19 protein-coding genes are annotated in these 16,933 nt (G+C 50.3%); 16 read left to right on the top strand and 3 right to left on the bottom strand.

Annotated elements, in window-relative coordinates; all coding sequences use genetic code 11:
- Positions 1–6: 6 nt before the first annotated feature.
- Positions 7–1,410, top strand: a complete 1,404-nt coding sequence (gene rlmD / locus BFW38_RS07640) for a 23S rRNA (uracil(1939)-C(5))-methyltransferase RlmD (protein WP_175400951.1) — start codon at positions 7–9, stop codon at positions 1,408–1,410.
- Between the two features lie 101 nt (positions 1,411–1,511).
- Here the strand turns inward: rlmD and BFW38_RS07635 are convergent, their stop codons facing one another.
- The gene (locus tag BFW38_RS07635) at positions 1,512–1,925 is read right to left on the bottom strand and encodes an HIT domain-containing protein (RefSeq protein WP_069000294.1); all 414 of its coding nucleotides are present in this window, start codon (positions 1,923–1,925) and stop codon (positions 1,512–1,514) included.
- Between the two features lie 87 nt (positions 1,926–2,012).
- The gene (locus BFW38_RS07630; protein ID WP_068997856.1) at positions 2,013–2,999 is read right to left on the bottom strand and encodes a hydrolase; all 987 of its coding nucleotides are present in this window, start codon (positions 2,997–2,999) and stop codon (positions 2,013–2,015) included.
- A 185-nt stretch (positions 3,000–3,184) separates the two neighbouring features.
- Between BFW38_RS07630 and BFW38_RS07625 the strand changes: the two genes are divergently transcribed.
- The 15 genes from BFW38_RS07625 to BFW38_RS07555 all read left to right on the top strand — a co-directional run bounded on the left by BFW38_RS07625 (position 3,185) and on the right by BFW38_RS07555 (position 15,828).
- Complete coding sequence (locus tag BFW38_RS07625) at positions 3,185–3,427, top strand: FmdB family zinc ribbon protein (protein ID WP_068997855.1); 243 nt, start codon at positions 3,185–3,187, stop codon at positions 3,425–3,427.
- Positions 3,428–3,584: 157 nt separating this feature from the next.
- Positions 3,585–5,357 carry an aspartate--tRNA ligase gene (aspS, locus tag BFW38_RS07620; RefSeq protein ID WP_068997854.1) on the top strand — a complete coding sequence of 591 codons (1,773 nt, stop codon included), beginning with the start codon at positions 3,585–3,587 and terminating at the stop codon, positions 5,355–5,357.
- A gap of 67 nt (positions 5,358–5,424) precedes the next feature.
- Positions 5,425–6,174: a YebC/PmpR family DNA-binding transcriptional regulator gene (locus tag BFW38_RS07615; RefSeq protein WP_068997853.1), complete on the top strand. Its 750-nt coding sequence runs from the start codon at positions 5,425–5,427 to the stop codon at positions 6,172–6,174.
- Positions 6,175–6,336: 162 nt separating this feature from the next.
- On the top strand, positions 6,337–6,882 hold the full coding sequence (gene ruvC, locus BFW38_RS07610; RefSeq protein WP_068997852.1) for a crossover junction endodeoxyribonuclease RuvC: 546 nt from the start codon (positions 6,337–6,339) through the stop codon (positions 6,880–6,882).
- Between the two features lie 2 nt (positions 6,883–6,884).
- Complete coding sequence (locus BFW38_RS07605; protein ID WP_218186380.1) at positions 6,885–7,544, top strand: trimeric intracellular cation channel family protein; 660 nt, start codon at positions 6,885–6,887, stop codon at positions 7,542–7,544.
- A gap of 143 nt (positions 7,545–7,687) precedes the next feature.
- A complete protein-coding gene (gene ruvA / locus BFW38_RS07600) occupies positions 7,688–8,305 on the top strand; it encodes a Holliday junction branch migration protein RuvA (RefSeq protein ID WP_068997850.1) in 618 nt (205 codons plus the stop codon).
- A gap of 170 nt (positions 8,306–8,475) precedes the next feature.
- Positions 8,476–9,489 (top strand): Holliday junction branch migration DNA helicase RuvB, encoded by a 1,014-nt coding sequence (ruvB, locus tag BFW38_RS07595; protein WP_068997849.1) that lies wholly within the window; start codon positions 8,476–8,478, stop codon positions 9,487–9,489.
- A 20-nt stretch (positions 9,490–9,509) separates the two neighbouring features.
- Positions 9,510–9,914, top strand: a complete 405-nt coding sequence (ybgC, locus tag BFW38_RS07590) for a tol-pal system-associated acyl-CoA thioesterase (RefSeq protein WP_068997848.1) — start codon at positions 9,510–9,512, stop codon at positions 9,912–9,914.
- Positions 9,915–10,086: 172 nt separating this feature from the next.
- The gene (gene tolQ / locus BFW38_RS07585) at positions 10,087–10,770 is read left to right on the top strand and encodes a protein TolQ (protein ID WP_068997847.1); all 684 of its coding nucleotides are present in this window, start codon (positions 10,087–10,089) and stop codon (positions 10,768–10,770) included.
- Positions 10,767–11,213, top strand: coding sequence for a protein TolR (gene tolR, locus BFW38_RS07580; RefSeq protein ID WP_068997846.1), 447 nt, complete (start codon positions 10,767–10,769; stop codon positions 11,211–11,213). The genes tolQ and tolR overlap by 4 nt, the downstream gene beginning before the upstream one ends.
- 7 nt (positions 11,214–11,220) lie before the next feature.
- Positions 11,221–12,183, top strand: a complete 963-nt coding sequence (locus BFW38_RS07575) for a TonB family protein (protein WP_068997845.1) — start codon at positions 11,221–11,223, stop codon at positions 12,181–12,183.
- Positions 12,180–13,511 (top strand): Tol-Pal system beta propeller repeat protein TolB, encoded by a 1,332-nt coding sequence (tolB, locus tag BFW38_RS07570; protein ID WP_245686105.1) that lies wholly within the window; start codon positions 12,180–12,182, stop codon positions 13,509–13,511. The genes BFW38_RS07575 and tolB overlap by 4 nt, the downstream gene beginning before the upstream one ends.
- Before the next feature lie 90 nt (positions 13,512–13,601).
- Entirely contained in the window at positions 13,602–14,162 is a 561-nt protein-coding gene (pal, locus tag BFW38_RS07565) for a peptidoglycan-associated lipoprotein Pal (RefSeq protein ID WP_342668848.1), read from the top strand.
- Positions 14,163–14,205: 43 nt separating this feature from the next.
- On the top strand, positions 14,206–15,051 hold the full coding sequence (ybgF, locus tag BFW38_RS07560) for a tol-pal system protein YbgF (protein WP_068997843.1): 846 nt from the start codon (positions 14,206–14,208) through the stop codon (positions 15,049–15,051).
- 15 nt (positions 15,052–15,066) lie between these two features.
- On the top strand, positions 15,067–15,828 hold the full coding sequence (locus BFW38_RS07555) for a YciK family oxidoreductase (RefSeq protein WP_068997842.1): 762 nt from the start codon (positions 15,067–15,069) through the stop codon (positions 15,826–15,828).
- A gap of 48 nt (positions 15,829–15,876) precedes the next feature.
- Here the strand turns inward: BFW38_RS07555 and BFW38_RS07550 are convergent, their stop codons facing one another.
- Complete coding sequence (locus tag BFW38_RS07550) at positions 15,877–16,821, bottom strand: chemotaxis protein CheV (RefSeq protein ID WP_068997841.1); 945 nt, start codon at positions 16,819–16,821, stop codon at positions 15,877–15,879.
- Positions 16,822–16,933 lie beyond the last annotated feature (112 nt).

Below are 16,933 nucleotides of genomic sequence, written 5' to 3'. Positions count from 1 at the left end.
ACTTCTTTGAAGAGTACGTCTTCGACAGGTTCGAAAACGGCGCACGCGAATGAAGCCTTACCGCCTGTTCCTGGCGCACTTTATATTGAGCGCTTGAGTCATGAAGGCCGTGGTGTGGCTCGTGACGAACAAGGCAAAACGTGCTTTATCGAAGGCGCTTTAAGCGGTGAATGGGTGATCGCCACCACGCAAAAGACACGTAAGCGTTATAACGAGGCTTCTGTCACAGAGGTGGTTTCGGCTTCCCAAGATCGAGTGGCCCCGGTGTGCGAGCATTTTGGCCGTTGTGGCGGGTGCCGCTTACAGCATTTAGATCATCACGCCGAAGTGCTTTTTAAGCAGTCTCGGGTTCAGGAGCAACTGCATCATATTGGGCACTTGTCGCATTTACCTGAGCCTGATGCTGCGCTTTGTGAAGCGCCTGAAGGCTACCGCCGTAAAGTACGTTTAGGGGTTAAGTGGCGGCGTGATGGGCGTTTGATTTTGGGGTTTCGTGCTGCGCAAAGTGCTCAATTGGTTGATATTGAGCAATGCCCCATTATGGAATCGCGCTTGAATGTGTTGCTTCCGTCTTTACGGCGTCTCTTAGAAACGCTTGAAAGTCGTCATATCGGGCACTTGGAACTGATCGCAGGAGATCACTCTGTCGCCTTGTCAATGCGTTGGCTGAGAGACCGTAAGCGGCTCCCTGCTCGTGATCAGCAGCGTTGGATCGCTTGGGGGGAGGATCACAATGTCGCGGTTTGGCTTCAAGATGACCAGGGATTTATACCGTTATCTTCCTCTGAAGATCAGTCACTTCAATACGATGTCACGATTTCAAGCCATACGGTAGATGCGGCGCATCAAGATGAGTCGCAGGTGGTGTCATTATCTTTTGGTCCAGAAGATTTTCTGCAAGTGAACGCCGGGATTAATCAGCGCATGATTCGTCAGGCGCTTGACTGGTTAAGTTTATCGGCTGACGACACTGTGTTGGATTTGTTCTGTGGCTTTGGGAACTTCACCTTGCCCCTGGCTCATGTTGCCGGGCGTGTCATTGGGGTGGAAGGTATTGTCGTGCAAGTCGAGAGAGCTCGGGCCAATGCCGCCAACCTGACGACTTTGAAAGGGGAAGTGACCTTTATGGCGGCTGACCTTAATCAACCGGTTAATTGGGGTAAGTTGGGTCTGGAAGACGGCGTTGATTGCGTGTTACTGGACCCCCCTCGTGCTGGCGCTGAGGTTCAAGTGCAGCAGGTGACCCAGCTTAATCCTCGTCAAATTTTATATATTTCCTGTGATGCAGCGACCTTAGCCCGTGATGCTGGGCTTTTGGCTGCGCAAGGGTACTCACTGGTTCGCTGGGGCATTATGGATATGTTTCCCCGAACGGCACATGTTGAAACCATGGCGCTCTTTCAACGTTGAAAGAGCTTTAGTGTTGAACTGTTTTCAGTTTGAACTGGTTTCAGCGTGATCGACCGTCCGAGGTTGGCGATTTAACCTGAATGGACCAGTGAAGCACTGCGTTATGACAGCCCTGGGAGCTGGCGGCGAATGAGGTTGATTTGCGCGGTTAGATCTTCGTCTGAATAGGGCTCTGCCTGGCCATGCCCCCATACCGGGCCAGGCCAGGCTGCGTCTTGTGGGTGCCGGGCCACGAGGTGTAAATGGAGCTGCGGTACCATATTGCCCAGTGTGGCAATATTCAGCTTGTCGGCCTGAGTGAGTTGCTGAAAGGGGGCGGCCAGCTGACGGATTTCTGTAAAGAGCTGAATGTAGTCATCTGAATCGAGTTGGTGCAATTCAGTCATGTGCGCTCGTTGTGGAATGAGGAGCAGCCAGGGGAAGCGTTGATCATTGATGAGACGAACTTGGCATAGGCTCAGTTCGCCAACCCAATGGCTGTCTGCAGCGAGGCGAGGGTGTAATGTAAATGTCATGCTGATGCGCTCTTGGTTGAGAAGTTGTGGTTGAAAAAGCCGTGGCTGAAAACGTGTTTGAAAATAGTTTGTGGTGACGCTGGTCACTTACGTGGCTGCCAGGAAAGATAGAATTCGTTTAGGTAGCCAATGTCTCAAACCTTGGGCGTAGTGAATGAACCCCACATGACCGCCATGACGGCTCACTTCTAGGCGTGTGGTCACACTGAGCTCTTCAGCGCTTGGAATGCAAGCGGGATCCATAAAGGGATCATCTTCTGCAAACAGAATCAACGTTGGCGTTGTGATGTCGGGCAGAAAAGCGCGACAGCTGGCGTGACTGTAGTAGTCGTTAGCATCTTGAAAGCCGTGTAACGGGCCTGTGATCTGGCCGTCAAAGGCCCTAAAGTGCTGACTCTGATGGATGATGTCGGGTGTGATTGTTTCAGGTAATAAGCCCTGGCGGTATTTGTGCAGTGTTTTCTGTTTCAATGGGCTTAGCAAGTAGCGTTGATAACCTTTGGAGAGGCCCTGGTTCAAGCGGTCAGCGCATGCGCCTAACTCAAAGGGTGGGCATACAGCGGCTAGGCGCATAAGCGGATGAGGCCCTTCGCCAGCCAGTTTAAGCAACATGTTAGCGCCTAGTGAGTAGCCACAAGCCCATAATGGGCTTGTGGGATATCGTGCTGACAGTATGTTAAGGCAGTGTCGAGCATCGGCCGTTGCACCGCTATGGTAGCTCTGTGCTTGAGTATTATCGTACTGACCACATCCCCTGAAATGCATGATGACGCAACTGATGCCCTGTTGCCTTGCTGCTTGCATCATGCTGATGATGTAAGGCGATCTCTGGTTGCCTTCAAGGCCATGAAAGAGCACAAGGATGGGGCTGTAGGGCATCGGTAAGCCGTACCAGTTAAGTTCGACCCAATCATGATCTGGGGTGGCTAACCATTCCAGTGTCGTCTTGAGTTTTGGTCGCGACATGATACGGGGGAGTAGGGTTTGTAAATGAGGGGATTGGCAACCTGGGGCTGGAATAAAGTCCGCCTGATGCAAGCCAGGGGCCGTTGATGTTGGAATTTGGGCATTCATCACAGAGATTCTTATTAATACGGTTCCATGCACGCGGGCATGCGCTATAATATTGCCCCTTTGCGGGTCTGTGCCGGCCCCTGATAGGTCCACTAGGGCTTGATTCTGTCTCGGCCGACCTTATGTTATTGCAGCCGGTCGAGTCCGGCATGTATTGATATTAATGGAATCATGAGGCACACGTCATGCCGATCTATGAATATGAATGTCAATCCTGTGGCCATCATCTTGAAGCGATGCAAAAGATGAGTGATCCGGCCTTAACTGATTGTCCTGCCTGTCATGCGGCCAGTTTGCAGCGTTTGATTTCTGCCGCAGGTTTTCGTTTATCGGGTGATGGTTGGTATGAAACCGACTTTAAAACCGGCAATAAGCGGAATCTTTCTGGCGGAAGTGAGGGTGGTTCAGGCTCAGCGAAAGCGGATTAATTGTCTGCTTGTGCTGAATCTTGAGGTGAAGGGGGAAGCCCCTTCACCGACACTTGCCAACCCGTACTGATTCATTTGTACTGATTAATTTACATTTAGAGATTAAGGGCATGCAGTGTGCGATGCCCCCATTAGACAGCAACAGGATATTTTGAATATGCGCAGCCATTATTGCGGCGATTTGAATGAGCGCCATCTGGATCAGGAAGTCACGCTATGTGGCTGGGTACATCGCCGACGCGACCACGGCGGTGTTATTTTCCTGGATTTGCGTGATCGCAACGGCATTGCGCAAGTCGTGGTCGACCCCGATACTGAGGCTGCTTTTGCCACGGCAGATCGTGCTCGTAATGAATATGTTCTACGTATTCAAGGGCTGGTTCGTCGTCGCCCGGAAGGGACGGTGAATGATAATATGCCGACGGGTGCGATTGAAGTTTTAGCCAAAGATGTTGAAGTTCTGAATACTGCGGAAACACCCCCGTTTCAATTAGATGAATATGGCCGGGTCGGTGAAGAGGTTCGTCTCAAGTATCGCTATGTCGATCTGCGTCGCCCGGAAATGGCTGATCGCTTGCGTCTGCGTTCGCGCATTACTCATCAGCTGCGTAATTATCTCGAAGAGCAGGGCTTTCTTGATATTGAGACCCCTATTCTGACTCGTGCCACACCTGAAGGTGCACGCGATTATCTGGTGCCCAGCCGCGTTCATGATGGTCATTTCTTTGCGTTACCTCAGTCTCCTCAGCTGTTCAAACAACTGCTGATGGTGTCTGGCTTTGATCGTTATTATCAGATTGCCAAATGTTTCCGTGATGAAGATCTGCGAGCAGATCGTCAGCCCGAATTTACTCAGATTGACCTTGAAGCCTCTTTCGTTGATGAAGAAGACATCATGGGTGTGGCTGAAGGCATGATTCGTCGCATCTTCAAAGAAGTGAAGGATGTTGATCTGGGGACCTTCCCGCGGATGCAGTTCAGCGAAGCAATGGATCGCTTTGGCTCTGATAAGCCTGATCTGCGTATTCCGCTAGAATTAGTCGATATGGGCGATCTGATGAGTCAGGTCGACTTCAAAGTGTTCTCTGGTCCGGCAGCCGATCCTAAAGGGCGGGTGGCTGCACTTAAAGTACCTGGTGGTGCTGAAATTTCGCGTAAACAGATTGATGAGTACACGAAATTCGTTGGCATTTATGGCGCGAAAGGTCTGGCGTGGATTAAAGTCAATGACCGTTCCGCAGGTCTTGAAGGGCTGCAGTCGCCTATTGTCAAGTTTATGGAAAACGTGATTGAGCAAGTATTGGATCGCGTCGATGCCCAAAATGGCGATATCATCTTCTTCGGTGCTGATCAGGCCAAAGTCGTCAACGAAGCGTTGGGCGCGCTGCGCTGTAAATTGGGTGAAGACCTGAATCTGTATACCCAAGAGTGGGCGCCTTTGTGGGTGGTTGACTTCCCGATGTTCGAAGAAGATGGCGAAGGGCGTTTGAGTGCGCTGCACCACCCCTTCACTGCGCCTTCCTGTTCAGCCGAAGCGTTAGAAGCTGATCCGGCACCTCAGCTTTCACGTGCTTATGACATGGTGCTTAATGGCACTGAGCTAGGGGGTGGTTCCATCCGTATTCATCACCAGGAGATGCAGCAGGCTGTTTTCCGCGTATTGGGCATTGAGGCTGAGGAGCAGCAAGAGAAGTTTGGCTTCCTGCTGGATGCGCTCAAATTTGGTGCGCCGCCCCATGGTGGTTTAGCCTTTGGTTTGGACCGCTTGATCATGTTAATGACGGGAGCTAAGTCGATTCGTGATGTGATTGCGTTCCCGAAAACACAAAGCGCAAGCTGCGTGCTGACTGATGCGCCTGGAGAAGTCAGTACACAACAGCTTAAAGACTTACACATTCGCTTGCGTCAGAAACCGCAAGCAGAAAGCTAAGTCGCATTATGAAGTGATTGCGAGGCGCTCTTAGGAGCGCCTCGTTTAGTTTAAGGAGGCGAATATTATGGCTGGCCATAGCAAATGGGCGAATATCAAGCACCGTAAAGCCGCCCAAGATGCTAAGCGTGGAAAAATCTTCACTAAGCTGATTCGTGAGCTTACCGTAGCGGCTCGGGCTGGTGGCCCTGAGCCGTCAGATAATCCACGGCTGCGAGCGGCTATCGACAAAGCGTTATCAAATAACATGACCAAAGACACGGTTGAGCGTGCTATTGCTCGCGGCGTGGGTGATGCTGATGGCGATAATGTTGAAGAGATTGTCTATGAAGGCTATGGCCCTGCAGGTGTGGCTGTTTTGGTCAAATGCTTGTCTGATAATCGTAACCGTACCGTTTCAGATGTCCGTCATGCCTTTTCTCGTAGCGGTGGGAATCTGGGAACTTCAGGTTCTGTTGCCTACTTATTTAATCCGCGCGGTGTGGTTTCGTTAGCTGAGGGTGTGACAGAAGAGGATGTGATGGATGTGGCTTTGGATGCCGGGGCTGATGATTTGCAGGTGCATCCGGATGGTCGTGTAGAAGTGCTGACAAGCCCTCAAGAGCTGGGTGATGTCAAAGATGCGCTGGATCAGGCTGGGATGTTGATTGAACGTGCTGAGGTGACACAGTTACCTGAAAGTTATTCAGAGATCACTGACGTTGAGACAGCCCAAAAAGTCTGGCGTTTAATTGACGCGTTAGAAGATTTGGATGATGTGCAGGAAGTTTATTCAAATGCTGATTTTTCAGATGAGGTTTTAGCTGAAATCGAATAAATTCACAGCTTCAATGCCCCCTCATCCGTCTTCGCGTGAAAAGCAGGCTGCAAGCCTGCTTTTTTATCGCCTTTGGTGCGCGAGGGGGAGCGCATTAAATGACGACCGATCATGATGAAGACTGTTATTATAGACAGGTTTCCTACATAAGGTGTTGATCTGATGACAAAGATTCTGGGGATCGACCCTGGGTCTCGTATTACAGGTTGGGGCGTAGTTGAGCTAGTCCAGGCGCGTAAGCCATGTTATGTCGCCAGTGGTTGTATTCGCTTGGAGGCTGACACTCTTGGACAAAAGCTCGCACAGCTTTATGCCGGATTGACGGATTTGATCGCGGTGCACCAGCCCGATGAAGTGGCGATTGAACAAGTCTTTATGGCGCGTAATGCTGATTCGGCATTGAAGCTAGGTCAGGCTCGGGGGGCCGCGATGGTCTGTGTCGTGAATCACGGGCTTGCCGTGGCAGAGTATGCCGCGACAGAGGTCAAGCAAGCCGTCGTCGGTAAAGGCAGCGCCGATAAGACGCAGGTTCAGCATATGGTAACGGCGCTGCTAAGCCTTTCTGGGCGTCCGCAAGCGGATGCCGCAGATGCATTGGCTATTGCGCTGTGCCATGCCCATACCCATGGGGGATTGGTTGCGATGTCAGGTCAATTAGCCCGTAAGCGTGGCAGTCGCTGGCGGGACTTTAAGCCAGAAGGATATTGAGCGTGTTATTTGATTTACCTCAAGTGATTTTCTATCTCGATCTATTCGGCACCGTGGTGTTTGCCATTACGGGTGTACTCGCTGCCGCCGAGCGGCGTTTGGACCTGTTTGGTGTCATTGTGGTCGGGACTGTTACGGCCATTGGTGGCGGCACGATACGAGACTTAATCTTAGGACGAACCCCTGTCTTTTGGGTACATGACACGCTATATATTTGGCTTACTATTGGGGCGTCCGTCTTGACTTTTGTCTATGCCAGGTGGTCACGCTTGCCGCATCGAATATTGTTGATTGCCGATGCGTTGGGGTTGGCTGTTTTTACCGTGATTGGCGCCCAGGTGGCCATGAATTTAGGGCATCCCCCCATCATTTCGGTGGTGACTGGTGTCATGACGGGCGTATTCGGCGGTATCGTGAGAGATGTGCTGACGGCTGAGAAGCCTTTGATCTTCCAAAAAGAGATATACGCGACGGCGGCCATGTTAGGTGCTGTCGTTTTTGTCAATCTGAGCTGGTTCCTACCCGGTAGTTGGACAACATTTAACAATGTGACGGCCATGCTAGTCGTTTTGGCCATGAGGTTGTCGGCGATTCGCTGGCACTTGCATTTACCTGTCTTTCTGACGATTGAGCAATATCGTGATCATAACGGACCTCAATGAATGCTGTGATCGGGCAGGGGTGATCCGCCTGAGTTCAATCATCAGCTGATATCGCAAAATATGTTTACATCACAGAATGTTTGCATGTCACCAATGTTTTCATATCACAGAATGTGTCGACAGAACCAAGTAAGGAGCGCCAAATGATTGGCCGTTTAGATGGGATATTAGTTGAAAAGCAACCCGCTTGGGTGATCCTCGATGTTCATGGCGTAGGCTATGAAGTTGAGTTGCCACTTTCTGTGTTCGCATCCCTGCCGAGTACTGGAGAGCCCTTGACGCTCTGGACCCATCACGTTGTTCGTGAGGATGCTCAGCTTTTATATGGCTTTTTTAAACTCTCGGATCGTCGCTTATTTCGCGAATTGATTCGAGTGAGTGGCGTTGGGCCAAAAATGGCATTGGCTATTTTATCCGGGATGGTGTCGTCACAACTGTTGCAGGTTTTGCAAGATGGAGATGTGAAGTCTCTAACGCGCATTCCGGGGGTGGGTAAGAAAACTGCTGAGCGCTTGTTAGTCGAATTGCGTGACCGGTTGGCGGATTGGCAACCTCAACAGGTGGCCCAATTGGCGGCCGAGCCGGGGCAGTCGACAGAGCTGCTCCCTGCTCATGACCCTCATGGCGAGGCTGAAGCGGCGCTGATTGCGTTAGGCTATAAGCCGACTGAAGCCAGTCGTGCCATTAGTCAAGTGGAAGAATCTGGCATGGATACACAGGCCTTAATTCGAGCTGCGCTAAAACAAATGGCAACACGGTAACAGGATTGTTCATGTGCTGGCTTGATGACGGGGACTTGGTCTCCAGGTTCGACCGGCAACCTATTTGTATGTCCAGCGTTAATTAAAGCGCTATTAGCCGTAGATGAGGGCTGTTTACTCAGCATTAGTATGATGAGTGTAGGCTACAACGATAAGCATGGGGATAAATCATGATTGAGACAGATCGCTTAGTTTCAGCGACAGAAAAACCGCTAGATGATGCCCCTGATCATGCTATTCGTCCTAAGAGGTTGGCCGATTATGTGGGGCAGCCGCGTGTTTGCGAACAAATGGAGATTTTCATTGAGGCCGCCAGGAGTCGTCGTGAGGCATTAGATCATACGCTGGTCTTTGGTCCTCCTGGTCTGGGTAAGACGACTTTGGCCAATATTATTGCTGAAGAGATGTCGGTCAATATGCGGAGCACTTCAGGGCCCGTATTAGAGAAGGCGGGGGATTTGGCCGCCATGCTGACCAACCTTGAAGAAGGTGATGTGCTGTTTATCGATGAGATCCATCGGCTGAATCCTGCGGTTGAGGAGGTGTTATATCCGGCAATGGAGGATTTTCAACTCGATATCATGATCGGTGAAGGTCCCGCTGCACGCTCGATAAAGCTTGATTTGCCTCCCTTTACACTGGTGGGGGCGACGACAAGAGCAGGTTTGTTGACAGGTCCGTTACGTGATCGCTTTGGAATTGTTCAGCGTCTTGAGTTCTATTCTGTTGAAGATCTGGCTCATATTGTGGCTCGTTCAGCTCATTTATTGGGCCTATCGATTGAGACTGAAGGGGCTACCGAAATTGCAAGGCGCTCTCGGGGCACACCGCGAATCGCGAATCGTCTACTGCGGCGTGTACGCGATTATGCTCAGGTGAAAGGTGATGGTCGCATTTGTGCGACAATGGCTGACCGGGCGCTCAACATGTTGAATGTGGATACTCATGGATTGGACCATATGGATCGGCGGTTGCTGATGACGATGCTGGAGAAGTTTTCTGGCGGGCCGGTAGGCGTTGAAAGCTTAGCTGCGGCTATTTCTGAGGCAAGCGATACGATTGAAGAGGTCCTGGAGCCTTATTTGATACAGCAAGGGTTCATGATGCGTACCGCGAGAGGCCGAATGGTGACCGATCAAGCTTGGCATCACTTTGGATTACCTCTACCGAGCACTGAGTCCTGACAAGGTTGAAGAGATGAATTATGGCATCGTTTGAGCAACAACATCAGTTCCCTGTTCGCGTTTATTACGAGGACACAGATGCCGGAGGCATCGTGTATTACGTGAACTACCTGAAATTTATGGAGCGTGGTCGAACTGAGTGGTTACGAAGCTTAGGGTTTGAGCAGAAGGCTCTGCCTGTGCTCTTTGTTGTTCGGGATGTTCAGGCCCGTTATCGCAAACCTGCACACTTGGATGATGCCTTAACGGTCATGACTCGAGTTCAACAATGTGGCCGGGCCAGTTTGACCTTTGTTCAACAGGTGCTCAGGGATACGGAACTTTTATGTGAGGCTCAGGTTCAAGTGGCGTGTATCGATGCTCGAGCGATGCATCCCTGTGCGTTACCTGCACCTATTGCAGACGCTTTGATGCAATTATCATAGCAATCTATAAGTTGAATATTTTGTTGATCCCGTAGTCATATAGAGACAATTTGAGCGTAACATGGCAGTCTGGTGTGATTGCGCTTTATTTGAGCTGCGACTGGCAGTTGTGTATCAATCAAGTTGTAATGACCAGGTTATTGAATACCTGATGGGCAGATGAGGAGTTAAAGTGTCCGAACCTCTTTCTTTTTGGTCGTTAGTCGCTAATGCCAGCGTGTTGGTGCAGCTGGTGATGCTGGCTTTATTAGTGGCTTCAGTGATCTCCTGGGTAACGCTATTTCAACGCTGGATGTTGATGACCAAGGCACGAAAAACACTGGCCGCTTTTCGCAAAAAATTCTGGTCGGGTATTGATTTGGCTGAGCTTTTTCGTGATACCCAGTCAGAACAAACTGAAGGCGCTGAACGTGTCATCTTTTCCGGCTATAAAACCTTTAACAAAGTACGTCAACTCTCCCAACAGCCGGCGCCTTTGATGGAGTGCGTTGAGCGCTCTATGCGGGTGGCGCTAGCGGAAGAAGAAGAGCGCCTACAGTTTGGCCTCCCGCTACTGGCAACCATCGGTTCGACCAGCCCCTATGTCGGCTTGTTCGGGACGGTTTGGGGCATTATGGAATCTTTCCGAGGTTTAGCCAATGTGCAACAGGCGACATTGGCCGTTGTGGCCCCTGGGATTGCTGAAGCCTTGATCGCCACCGCAATGGGACTGTTTGCCGCGATTCCAGCCTTTATTGCCTACAACCGTTTTGTGGCGGCTAGTGAAGGTCTTGCTGGGCAATATGAGAATTTTGCTGAAGAGTTCGCCGGTATACTCCAGCGTAATCTGTTGAATCGGCAACAGGAGCAGGCATGAGTTTAAGGTCCGGTGGGCTCAAGCGTCGTAATGGGCGTAAGCCGATTGCTGAAATGAATGTTGTGCCCTATATCGATGTCATGCTGGTCTTGCTGGTGATCTTTATGGTCACCGCTCCGATTCTGACCCAAGGCGTTGAAGTGGATCTTCCTAAGGTGGCTTCTAAGCCCATTGAAAGCCCTGAAGATAATGAGCCGATTGTGGTTACTTTAGATGCTAAAGGTCATTATTACTTAGAAATGGGGTCTGATCCCAAACAGTCTGTCAGTTTAGATACGGTGGCGGATAAAGTTGCGGCTCTGGTGAGAAGTAATCCTGGCATTAAAGTGCTGGTTCGAGGTGATACTGCGGTGCCCTATGGTGATGTGATTCAATTAATGAGCCACCTTCAGGCCGCCAATGTAGGTAACGTCGGTTTGATCTCTGAACCGCCGGAGCGTTGAGTCGCTTATGCGTAAATCAGGCCAGTGGAGCCTCTCCACATGTTTAGCCATCTTAGTGCACGTGGCTGTTGCGGTTCCATTGATTTGGCAATGGGAATCATGGCCAAAGCAAAGTCGACAATCTGCCCCTGTTATTGTGCAAGCCTCTTTAGTCAGTGAAGATCCGGCAAAAGTGCGTGCAGAAAAGGCACGAGAGGCTGCTCGCCAACGTTTAGAGGCTGAGCGTGAGGCGCAAGCGCGCAGAAAAGAAGCCGCCGAGGAAGAAGCACGTCAACGTGCTGAAGCGCAAGCTAAGGCCAAGCGTGAGGCTGAGGCTAAAGCTGCTGCTGAAAGGGAGGCTCAAGCGCGCCGAGAGGCCGAGGCTAAGGCCGCAGAAGAGAAGCGCCAAGCTGAAAAAGCGGCGCGTGAGCGAGAACTAGCACTTAAGCGTAAGCAGGAAGCAGAAGAACGTGCCCGGCAGGAGCAGGCGCGCCGTGAGGCCCAAGCCAAAGCGGAACGTGAACGTCAAGAGGCAGAAGCTCGGGCCCAGCGTCAACGTGAAGAAGCCGCGCGTAAACAGGCTGAAGCTGAACAGGCACGTAAAGCCCGTGAAGCCGCTGAGCGAGAGGCACGTTTAAAAGCGGCTGAGGCTCGTCGACGGGCGGAAGAAGCGGCCGAGAGGGCGCGGATTCAGGCGGGTAAATCTGCATTGGGGGATAGGCTCAAAGCGGTCATTGCGGATCAGTGGTCAAGACCCCCTGGGACAACGCCGCAGATGGAAGTCGAAGTGGCACTGACGCTGCTCCCTTCAGGGGAGTTGTTGGATGCCAAAATTTCGCAGTCCAGTGGTAATGCTGCCTTTGATCGCTCTGCTGTACAAGCGGCCTTTGCGGCAGCACCGTTCAATGAGTTTCTCGACTATTCTGTTGCGGTACGTAACGAAGCAAGGCATATCACTATCTCATTTAAGGCAGAGGACTTGGCGCAGTGATTGATCGCATGTATTTACAAGCCCTGAAGTGGCCATACTGGGTGCTCCTATGTCTGATTTATATCGCATGGGCGACGCCTGCCTTTGCGGACCTCAGACTAGAGATTACCCAAGGCAATGACCGTGCAGCTCCGATTGCTGTGGTGCCATTTGATTGGCAAGGCAGCGGTATGTTGCCTGAGGATATCGCCAAAGTGGTTGGGAATGATCTTGCCAGAACCCCTTATTTTGATCCTATGCCAAGGGAAAACTTGATTAGTTTGCCCAGTCGTCAGGAGGATGTCATTTATCGTGACTGGCGCATGGTGAAAGCGAACTATGTCTTAATCGGTCGTGTGAAGGCGCAGGAAAACAATGAGCTTTTGATTCAATATGAGCTCTATGATGTGTTGAAACAGGAACGGATGCTGGCAGAACAGGTTCGGGGTAAGGTTCAAGAATTACGCTCAAGGGCCCACTTTATTAGTGACCGCGTCTATCAAGCGGTAACCGGCGAGCGGGGTATTTTCTCGACCCGTATCGCTTATGTGACTGCTCAGCGGCGGGGCCCTGGTGCCTATGATTTCCAATTGAATGTGGCGGATGCGGATGGGCGTCGTGCCAAAGCGATTTTAAGTTCTCGGCACCCGATTCTTTCGCCGAACTGGGCACCTGATGGACGTCGCTTGGCTTATGTGTCATTTGAAACCGGACGTGCCGCCATATTTGTTCAAAATGTCGCTACAGGCAAACGATATCAATTAACTGATTTTCGTGGTTTAAATGGTGCACCTTCTTGGTCGCCAGATGGACAAAAAATTGCGATGACTTTATCTAAAGATGGTAATCCAGAAATTTATATTTATGATATGAATCAAAACCGCTTAAGAAGAGTGACACGTCATTACGCAATTGATACTGAGCCGTCTTGGTCCCCTGATGGTCAACGGCTTTTATTTACCTCAAGCCGTAGTGGCGGGCCTCAGATCTATGAAGTGGAAGTCAATTCAGGTGATGTCCGTCGTTTAACTTATGATGGAAATTACAATGCTCGGGCGAGTTATTCACCCAAAGGAGATGAAATTTTTATAGTGCATCGCGAGGAAGGTTTTCTTAACTTTCATATCGCAGCCATGAATTTGGATTCTGGCCGATTACGCTCATTAACCAGTATGCCTTTGGATGAGTCGCCCAGTGTTGCACCGAATGGAAGTATGGTAATTTACGCCATGCAAAAGGGAGGAAAAGGTGTTCTCGGAGTTGTGTCAACTGATGGGCGAGTGCAGTATCAGTTGCCGGCGATAGAAGGAGATGTTCGAGAGCCTGCTTGGTCGCCTTATCTTAACTGAAATTGACCAGAACCCTAAAAAAGCAAGAAAAGATGAACCACTTAAAGTGGTGTATGTAGACTCACGATTGAAGCATCCGACAGGAGAAAGATGATGGATTTGATGAAATATGCTAAACCGCTGGCCCTGGCTACTTCTATGGCGCTTCTCGCGGGTTGTGGTAGCTCCGGCGGTACTCAGGATCAAACTTCTGAGCCTATGCAAGAAGAAGTTGCACCGGTTCAGACCAGCGATGAGGGGGCCGAAGCCTCTGCCGTTGATCAAGACAGCAATGCTTCTGCTAATGATATGACTGGCGAAAAACAAACGCCGAATGTCATGATGCCTGATGAAAACCGTATTTATTTTGACTTTGATAAATCAACCATCCGTCAGGATGCTTATCAGACATTGAATGCACATGCACGCTATCTGCTGGCCAATAAAGACGCTAATGTCGTCTTGGAAGGGCATACTGATGAGCGTGGTAGCCGTGAATACAACATGGCACTGGGCGAGCGTCGTGCTGATGCAGTGAAACGTTATCTGACACTGCAAGGTGTTGAAACTAGCCAGATGGAAGTTGTGAGTTATGGTGAAGAGCGTCCGGCTGTAATGGGCCATTCTCTTGACGCTTACGCCAAAAACCGTCGTGTCGTTATTCGCTACTAATTGAGTGCCGAATAACAAGTAGGAGATGATCAGCGTGAACGACATGCGCAAGTGGGCTGTCGGGCTGAGCTTACTGGGGGCACTGAGTGCCCCCAGTATGTTTATGGCTCTACCCGTGCAAGCGGCCAGTGAATCCAGTAATCCTCCTGCACGTAGCCAGGCGATTGCCAGTGCAGAGTTGATGATGCAGCTGGAGCAGTTGAAAGTTGAAACTCAGTCTTTGCGGGATATGGTTGAGCGCCAACAACGAGTGATCCAACGTTTAGAAGACAACCAGCGTAACCGTTATGTGGATACAGACCAACGTCTACAGACGCTTCGCCAGAAGGTTGATCGTTTTGAGGAACTTTTGCCGAGCTTGAAAGCTGGGGCCGAAGGCGGTGCTACCTCCGCTGAGGCGCGTGCGGATATTGACGCCTCTGAACCCGCTGATACGCAATCAGTGCCAGCCCCTACAGAGAGTGATAGTGCTTCAAGCACGACTCATAACAGTGGCTCTGCCCAGGCTGACTATACCGCGGCTTATGCTTTAGTTCAGAAGAAGCAGTTTGATGCTGCGATAGAAGCCTTTCAGACATTCATCCGCGAACATCCCGATACTCGCCTATTAGGTAATGCCTACTATTGGATTGGCGAAATTTATATGGCGCAGAATCGATCATCTGAAGCACAAAAGATGTTTGAAGCGGTCATTAGTGAGCATCCCGATAGTTATAAAGTGCCTGACTCCATGTATAAATTAGCGTTGATCCAGGCCCGCTTTGGTAATCAATCTAAGGCTGAGGCCAACATGCAATCGATTGTGGATCAATATGCACAGAGTAATGCTGCAAAATTAGCCAAAGCTTGGCTAGAAAGTAAGTCGTCAGCATCATCCAAGTCTGAATAAATGGATTATTGTACGATGAGTTGTCAATTGGAGTATCAAGCGGCTGATGACCTGCTTAGCGGCCGTGTTGTGGTCGTAACTGGCGCTGGTGACGGTATTGGACGTGCGGCCGCTTTAAGTTATGCGGCCCATGGTGCCACGGTCATACTACTGGGTCGGACAATCAGTAAGCTTGAAGCTGTTTACGACGAAATTGAGCAATCTGGTGGCCCCCAGCCTGCAATTTACCCATTAGACTTGGAAGGGGCGACATGGTCCGATTATGAGACCATGGCGGATCGTCTTAGAGAGACGTTTGGGCGACTTGATGGGCTTTTGCATAATGCCGGTATTTTAGGGCGCATTACGCCAGTGCAAGGCTATAACCCACAATTGTGGGAGCAGGTCATGAAAATCAACTTTCAGGGGCCTTTGATGATGACTCAAGCCTTGCTGGGGTTGATGAGCGCCTCTGACGATGCATCGATTATCTTTACTTCTTCATCTGTTGGTAGGAAGGGGCGTGCTTTTTGGGGCGCTTATGCAACATCTAAATTTGCGACCGAAGGCCTGATGCAGATATTGGCTGACGAGCTGGAAAATACCACGACAATTCGAGTGAATACGCTCAACCCCGGGGCGACGCGAACAGCCATGCGTAAGGCTGCGTTTCCGGCAGAAGATCCTAATAGTTTACGTACCCCAGATGAGATTATGCCTACTTATTTATATTTAATGGGGCCGGATAGTCGAGGGGTGACAGGTCAGGCTTTTAACGCACAGCCGCCTAAGCTGTAATCGCTATCGTGTGTCAATGAGCTTGAACTAACGGCTTGATGCTGCCTCTTAAGAGGCAGCACCGGCTTCAACATAGGGCGGAGAGTGTCCCGCCTGCTCAAGAATTGCTTGGGCTAGGCTTGTCGGGTCAAATTTTGCGATAAAATCATCGGCACCAACGGCTTGTACCATTGGCTTGTTGAAAATACCGCTTAGCGATGTATGTAGTAAAACATGTAGCTCTGCAAGTGCTGGTGTTTCTTTAATCGCCCGCGTTAGGGCATAGCCATCCATTTGTGGCATTTCAATATCTGAAATGACCATAAGGTATTCTTCTATAGGTGAATGGCCTTCATCGACAAGCTTTCTAAGGTGTTGAAGCGCTTCTTTACCGTCTTCCATCATGACCGCTTCAAAGCCAATGGCTGTGAGACTTCTTTTGATTTGTTGGCGGGCAACCTGTGAATCATCAACGACTAGAATCTTTTGTGGGTGTTGAGCATTATCGGGTAACGATGCTTCAATGATCGCAGAAGACGTTTTAGGCGAAATCTCATCCATGATCTTTTCAACGTCGATGATTTCAACGATCTTATTTTCATACTCTGTAATCGCCGTTAAGTAATGGTGACGTCCAGTACTATGAGGCGGGCGTTGAATCGCTGGCCAATCCAGATTAATGATGTGCTCTACTGTTTCCACCATAAAGCCCTGTAAATGGTGGTTAAACTCAGTGACAATCACCGTATTAAAGTGTGCCTGGGCCTCTGGGCGACGTAATGCGGTATTAAGGTTGATAATCGGTAGTGTACCATCCATGGTGTCGGCGATGCCGACGATACAAGGATGATGGTCTGGTAATTGAACCATCGCGGGTGTCGGAATGATTCGCTTGACCTTAAAGACATTAATCCCATAGAGCTGAGGACTATTCAGCCGGAACAGCAAGAGTTCAAGCCGGTTTTCGCCCGCCATTTGGGTGTGCTGATTAATCGATTCCAGTAACTTACTCATCTGCCGCTCCGCCCTGAGTGGATAGCGAAAAGGGTTAGGGGTCAAAGCTTAGTGTACGCATTGTCGCAGTATGGCGCCATGCGAGTGAGTGCTACATAAACGCTATTCTAAG

The organism is Terasakiispira papahanaumokuakeensis (assembly GCF_001709345.1).
Taxonomy (GTDB): domain Bacteria; phylum Pseudomonadota; class Gammaproteobacteria; order Pseudomonadales; family Halomonadaceae; genus Terasakiispira; species Terasakiispira papahanaumokuakeensis.
The sequence above is the reverse complement of the archived record's forward strand: the minus strand, read 5'-3'. Positions and strand labels throughout refer to the sequence as shown.

Excerpts from the sequence above, each read along its gene's own strand:
- BFW38_RS07635 (WP_069000294.1), bottom strand. The coding sequence starts at position 1,925 with ATGACATTTACATTACACCCTCGCCTCGCTGCAGACAGCCATTGGGTT.
- BFW38_RS07630 (WP_068997856.1), bottom strand. The coding sequence starts at position 2,999 with ATGAATGCCCAAATTCCAACATCAACGGCCCCTGGCTTGCATCAGGCG.
- BFW38_RS07625 (WP_068997855.1), top strand. The coding sequence starts at position 3,185 with ATGCCGATCTATGAATATGAATGTCAATCCTGTGGCCATCATCTTGAA.
- aspS (WP_068997854.1), top strand. The coding sequence starts at position 3,585 with ATGCGCAGCCATTATTGCGGCGATTTGAATGAGCGCCATCTGGATCAG.
- BFW38_RS07615 (WP_068997853.1), top strand. The coding sequence starts at position 5,425 with ATGGCTGGCCATAGCAAATGGGCGAATATCAAGCACCGTAAAGCCGCC.
- ruvC (WP_068997852.1), top strand. The coding sequence starts at position 6,337 with ATGACAAAGATTCTGGGGATCGACCCTGGGTCTCGTATTACAGGTTGG.
- ruvA (WP_068997850.1), top strand. The coding sequence starts at position 7,688 with ATGATTGGCCGTTTAGATGGGATATTAGTTGAAAAGCAACCCGCTTGG.
- ruvB (WP_068997849.1), top strand. The coding sequence starts at position 8,476 with ATGATTGAGACAGATCGCTTAGTTTCAGCGACAGAAAAACCGCTAGAT.
- ybgC (WP_068997848.1), top strand. The coding sequence starts at position 9,510 with ATGGCATCGTTTGAGCAACAACATCAGTTCCCTGTTCGCGTTTATTAC.
- tolR (WP_068997846.1), top strand. The coding sequence starts at position 10,767 with ATGAGTTTAAGGTCCGGTGGGCTCAAGCGTCGTAATGGGCGTAAGCCG.
- BFW38_RS07575 (WP_068997845.1), top strand. The coding sequence starts at position 11,221 with ATGCGTAAATCAGGCCAGTGGAGCCTCTCCACATGTTTAGCCATCTTA.
- pal (WP_342668848.1), top strand. The coding sequence starts at position 13,602 with ATGATGGATTTGATGAAATATGCTAAACCGCTGGCCCTGGCTACTTCT.
- ybgF (WP_068997843.1), top strand. The coding sequence starts at position 14,206 with ATGCGCAAGTGGGCTGTCGGGCTGAGCTTACTGGGGGCACTGAGTGCC.
- BFW38_RS07555 (WP_068997842.1), top strand. The coding sequence starts at position 15,067 with ATGAGTTGTCAATTGGAGTATCAAGCGGCTGATGACCTGCTTAGCGGC.
- BFW38_RS07550 (WP_068997841.1), bottom strand. The coding sequence starts at position 16,821 with ATGAGTAAGTTACTGGAATCGATTAATCAGCACACCCAAATGGCGGGC.